At 46.1% G+C, this 4,531-nt stretch carries 5 protein-coding genes; 2 read left to right on the top strand and 3 right to left on the bottom strand.

Going from position 1 to position 4,531, the window contains the following annotated elements:
• Positions 1 to 157 precede the first annotated feature (157 nt).
• Positions 158 to 1,039, top strand: a complete 882-nt coding sequence (locus THEPK_RS00025; RefSeq protein WP_152880072.1) for a hypothetical protein — start codon at positions 158 to 160, stop codon at positions 1,037 to 1,039.
• Here THEPK_RS00025 and pyrG read toward each other — a convergent pair.
• From pyrG to THEPK_RS00010, 3 genes are all read right to left on the bottom strand, one after another.
• Positions 1,036 to 2,631 carry a glutamine hydrolyzing CTP synthase gene (gene pyrG, locus THEPK_RS00020; protein ID WP_042696750.1) on the bottom strand — a complete coding sequence of 532 codons (1,596 nt, stop codon included), beginning with the start codon at positions 2,629 to 2,631 and terminating at the stop codon, positions 1,036 to 1,038. The two genes, THEPK_RS00025 and pyrG, sit on opposite strands and share 4 nt — an antisense overlap.
• 127 nt (positions 2,632 to 2,758) lie before the next feature.
• Positions 2,759 to 3,151: a DUF555 domain-containing protein gene (locus tag THEPK_RS00015; protein WP_004066880.1), complete on the bottom strand. Its 393-nt coding sequence runs from the start codon at positions 3,149 to 3,151 to the stop codon at positions 2,759 to 2,761.
• A 5-nt stretch (positions 3,152 to 3,156) separates the two neighbouring features.
• The gene (locus THEPK_RS00010) at positions 3,157 to 3,444 is read right to left on the bottom strand and encodes a DUF357 domain-containing protein (protein WP_042696740.1); all 288 of its coding nucleotides are present in this window, start codon (positions 3,442 to 3,444) and stop codon (positions 3,157 to 3,159) included.
• 70 nt (positions 3,445 to 3,514) lie between these two features.
• Between THEPK_RS00010 and THEPK_RS00005 the strand changes: the two genes are divergently transcribed.
• The gene (locus THEPK_RS00005; protein ID WP_042696738.1) at positions 3,515 to 4,459 is read left to right on the top strand and encodes a DNA cytosine methyltransferase; all 945 of its coding nucleotides are present in this window, start codon (positions 3,515 to 3,517) and stop codon (positions 4,457 to 4,459) included.
• Positions 4,460 to 4,531: the final 72 nt, after the last annotated feature.

The following is a 4,531-nucleotide window of genomic DNA, read 5'->3' as shown; positions in this document are numbered from 1 at the left end:
CTGAAAAAGACTACTGTAACCCGAATCCTGCTTGGGGTAATGTGTTATGGTCTGAAAATCCTCCTCAGAGTCAAAATACTGTTTAAATAACAGGGGGTGAAACTAAACACGCCCTCCCGCCCAAACCCTTAAAACTATGCCCTCCTTATTTCCATTGGTGATGATAATGGGGGCTGTAGATGCTTTTGCCAGAACTATTGTAACTATCACAAGAAATCCCAAACTTTTGCTAATCCCTTTGGTGATCTCGATTATCCTAAGCCCAATTTCTGCTTATCTTGTCAACGAGATGCCGATGTTTGAGGGAATTCCTGAACTTCAAGAAGGGGATAATGAGAGCATTATCTTCGAAGAGCATGGTGCATTTTCCGAAGAGATGCTTAATGAACTTGCAGACTTTTTCAAGCTTTTAATGGTTTTCATGGTTGTCTCTCTCCTCCTCCAAGCTCTGAGTGAATATGCGGTTATAAAAGGTGCATTAATAGCAGAAGAAGGGAGAGAATATTCACTCGTTGATCTAATATACGAGGGAATAATGCATGTTTTTCATGTGTTTTTGGTGGTTTTAATTGTAGGGATTGTGAGCTTTGCAATAATCTTAGTCCCAATCTTTGTCTTTGGACTTTTGTTCCTCGTTTCTGGGGGGAACCCTGCATTTGTCTTGCTGATATTCTTAGTTGAACTCCCCCTTGCCCTGCTCGTCGTAGGGGCGGGTTCAATGGCTGTGCCTATCTATGTGCTAAACAACTCCATTGTGGCCTCTCTGAGATGCTTCTCACTGGCTTTCAAAAACAAACTCTCCACAGTGGCTTTTGGGGCATTGCTTACCCTGTCAATATTCTTCCTCCTAGCAGTTCCGGCATCTTTCGTCGGTCTGCTGTTTTTAGGGAGAACTGACTTTATGGCAAATTTAATAGCCAATCTCCTGCAAGCACCGTTTCAAGCATTAATTCAGACTTTAACGGCCGTTGGGGGATTGATGCTCTATTTAGAGCTTTCAAAAAAGGAAAAAGAAGAACTATTAGAGCTTGAATTTTAGCCTTTCATTTCTTTCGCTGCTTTTACCAATCCCCTGAATACAGGTGCTGGGTTCATTGGCCTTGACTTAAACTCTGGGTGGAACTGGGTCGCTATGAAATAGCGCTTATCCGGCAACTCAAGGATCTCCATCCTTCTTTCATCGTCTCCAGCTATGCCGCTGAAGACAAGACCAGCCTTTTCGAGCCGTTCGATGTACTCAGGATTTACCTCCCAGCGGTGCCTGTGGCGTTCGTATATAAGCTCCTTACCGTAGAGCCTGTGGGCAAGGGTACCCTCTTTTATTTTAATTGGATACGCTCCAAGCCTCATCGTGCCGCCGAGCTTGTCAAGCCCCCTCTGCTCCGGCATGAGGTCAACAACTGGATACGGCGTTTGTGGGTCTATCTCGGTTGAGTTTGCCCCTTCGAGGCCAAGTACGTGTCTTGCAAACTCTACAACGGTTAGCTGGAATCCAAAGCAGATGCCAAGGAAGGGGATGTCGTTTTCTCTCGCATACTGGATGGCCATGATCTTGCCCTCGCTGCCCCTTGCACCAAATCCGCCGGGCACTATTATACCGTGAACCCCCTCAAGGAGCTTAAAGCCTTCTTTTTCCAGGTCTTCAGCTTCGACCCATCTTATCTTCACCTTGACGTCGTTGGCAACGCTTGAGTGCTTCAGTGCTTCCTTTATGCTGAGATATGAGTCGGCAAGCTTGACGTACTTCCCTACAATGGCTATCTCCACCTCATCCTTCAGGCTCTTGTACTTTCTGACCATCTCTTCCCAGGTCTTCAGTTCAGGTTCTCTCTCTTCAAGTCCGAGCCTTTTAGTTAAGTATTTACCGAGCCCTTCCCTCTCAAGGAGGAGCGGGACTTCATAGGTGTCTTCAACGTCGTAGGCACTTATCACTGCCTCTTCTGGCACGTTTGTGAAGAGGCTTATCTTTTTTCTGGCCTCCTCTTCCAGAGGATCCTCGCTTCTAGCTATTATTGCATCAGGCTGAATTCCAAGGGAGCGGAGCTCCTTAACGCTGTGCTGTGTTGGCTTGGTTTTTTGCTCTCCAACGACTTTGAGCTTTGGAACGTAGGTCACGTGGACAAAGGCGACGTTTTCTCTCCCTTCTTCGATCTGCATCTGACGGGCTGCCTCAAGGAATGGCATGCTCTCTATGTCACCAACTGTACCACCTATTTCAACGACAACAACATCATACTCCCTGGCTATTCTCCTTATGCGCTCCTTTATCTCGTTGGTGATGTGGGGTATAACCTGCACGGTTGCACCTAAGTAGTCGCCCCTTCTTTCTTTCTCTATAACTGCAGAATACACCTTTCCGGTTGTTATATTGTGGTCAAACGTCAGGTTTGTGTCCAAAAAGCGCTCGTAGTTTCCAAGGTCGAGGTCAACTTCTCCTCCATCATCGAGTACGAAAACCTCTCCATGTTGATAGGGACTCATTGTTCCGGCATCGTAGTTGATGTACGGGTCTATTTTGATGTTTGTGGTCTTGAATCCCCGTGCCTTCATGAGCATGCCCAGTGAAGCGCTCGTTATTCCTTTTCCAAGTCCGCTCACAACTCCACCGGTTACAAAGATGAACTTTGTCATGTCAAAACCTCCAAAAGTTATGTTGTCCTTTGCAGCAAGGAAGCTTAAAAGCTTTGTTTGGAAAAATCTAAAAACGATAAACTCTAAATTATAAATCCCAGCAAAAAATGGAAAAAGGCTGTGGAACTCAAACGCCGTTGTTATCGTTAATCTCTATTCCCTCTTCCTCTTTTCCGTTGTGGAGCTCTTTAATTTCAAAAACTTTCAAAGGCACTTTTTTCAGGGCTTTTCCAACAACCGCTTTGGCTATCCTCTCCGCGTGCTCGAGGCTTTGAGCATTGAACACCTTAAGCGTTAGGTAAATTCCAACCAGACCAACATTCCCGATAACAAACGCACTCTCAAATGGGGACCCACAAACAGGGCATTGGGAATAACCGATTTCAACCCTCACAAAGTCGAGTTTCTCCTTGTTTAGTGCCTTTGCCACCTTTGATACGGCAACGTTTATCGCATCTTCGGCACTTTCAACATCTCTCACTATTATTGGAGCCTCAAGGACGACTATATAATCTCCCATCTTCCTCACCCGAATGCAAATAGTCTGTCATCTTCACCTTTAAACACTCCAAGTCTTACCCCTGCGTCAATAAAGCCATGGGCGTAGTTCAAAGCGGCAAATGCTGTGACGTAGTCCCCTTTCTTGTAGTAGTATTCAGCGTCGCTATAGTAGCTTTTTGCCATGGTTAAAAAGTCTTGCGCTACAGAGAAGAGGAGGCTTTTTTCATGGACTGCTATCTCAAGCTTCTCAAGGGCTCTCCTTGTAATTTCAAAATACTTTTTAAGTTTCTCTTCGGTGATCTCTCGCTCCACCTGTCTCGCCCCTTTTGAGTATTTTGAAAACCTTATAAAGCTTAGCTTTTATACCCCTTTCGGTGGATGGATGAAGGTAATAGACCTCTTCGCAGGTGCGGGGGGATTCAGCAGGGGGTTTAGAGAAGAGGGATTTGAAATAGTCGCCGCTGTAGAGAACTTTCCTCCAAAAGCAAAGGCCTATCAGGTCAATTTTCCCGAAACGATTGTCTTTGTGGAGGACATCAAGAGGCTTGATGCGGAGAAGCTCAAAAAGGAGATTGGAGAGGTTGAAGTAATTATAGGCGGTCCTCCGTGTGAGCCCTTTACCGCAATAAACCTGAAGAGGAAGGAGGACCCCCTTGACAGGCTTTACAATGATCCAATTGGCAGACTGGTTCTCCATTTTATCAGATTTTTGAAGGCTTTTAGGCCAGCAATTTTCGTTATGGAAGAGGTTCCCCAGGTCATGGAAGGCCCTCTGAAAGAAGCCCTCCAGAAAGAGTTCAAAAAAGCCGGCTATGAGGTTTACTTTAATATCCTAGACGCTTATGATTATGGAACGCCACAGATAAGGAAGAGGGTATTTGTGTCAAACATTCCCCTAAATCCGCCGAAAGTTAAGGAGAAGCTCACCGTGTGGGATGCAATAGGGGATTTGCCAGATCCCAGGTTTGCTGAGGAGGAAGTTCCAAACCACGAGTACGTTCCCCTCTCTGCTAAGAAGAGGAGGGCAATTGCAGGGCTTGAATGGGGGGAAGCACTGCACTCCTTTGGAGGCAGGTTTAAGAACTGGATAAGACTACACCCTTACAAGCCGGCTCCAACGGTTAGAGGGACAAGCAGGTTTATCCATCCGTTTGAGGACAGGCTTTTGACGGTTAGAGAGCAAGCAAGGCTTATGGGCTACCCAGACTATCATATCTTCCTTGGGGGGAGAAACGTGCAGTATGACAGCGTCGGGGAGTCTGTCCCACCGACGGTTGCAAGGGCTATAGCGGAAGTTGTTAAGGAGATGCTCAAGAAAAACCTATGAGCGGGGCGTGTTTATAGTAACCTTTATTAGGGTTTTTGCTGAATTCTTTCAGGTGGTTGTCGTGATCCCCAG

Source organism: Thermococcus sp. PK, assembly GCF_000430485.1.
In the GTDB taxonomy this organism is placed as follows: Archaea; Methanobacteriota_B; Thermococci; order Thermococcales; family Thermococcaceae; genus Thermococcus_A; species Thermococcus_A bergensis.
The sequence above is the reverse complement of the archived record's forward strand: the minus strand, read 5'-3'. Positions and strand labels throughout refer to the sequence as shown.

What these genes read in the sequence shown, in the direction of transcription:
- pyrG (WP_042696750.1), bottom strand. Translation starts at nt 2,631, where the DNA reads ATGACAAAGTTCATCTTTGTAACCGGTGGAGTTGTGAGCGGACTTGGA.
- THEPK_RS00015 (WP_004066880.1), bottom strand. Translation starts at nt 3,151, where the DNA reads ATGGGAGATTATATAGTCGTCCTTGAGGCTCCAATAATAGTGAGAGAT.
- THEPK_RS00005 (WP_042696738.1), top strand. Translation starts at nt 3,515, where the DNA reads ATGAAGGTAATAGACCTCTTCGCAGGTGCGGGGGGATTCAGCAGGGGG.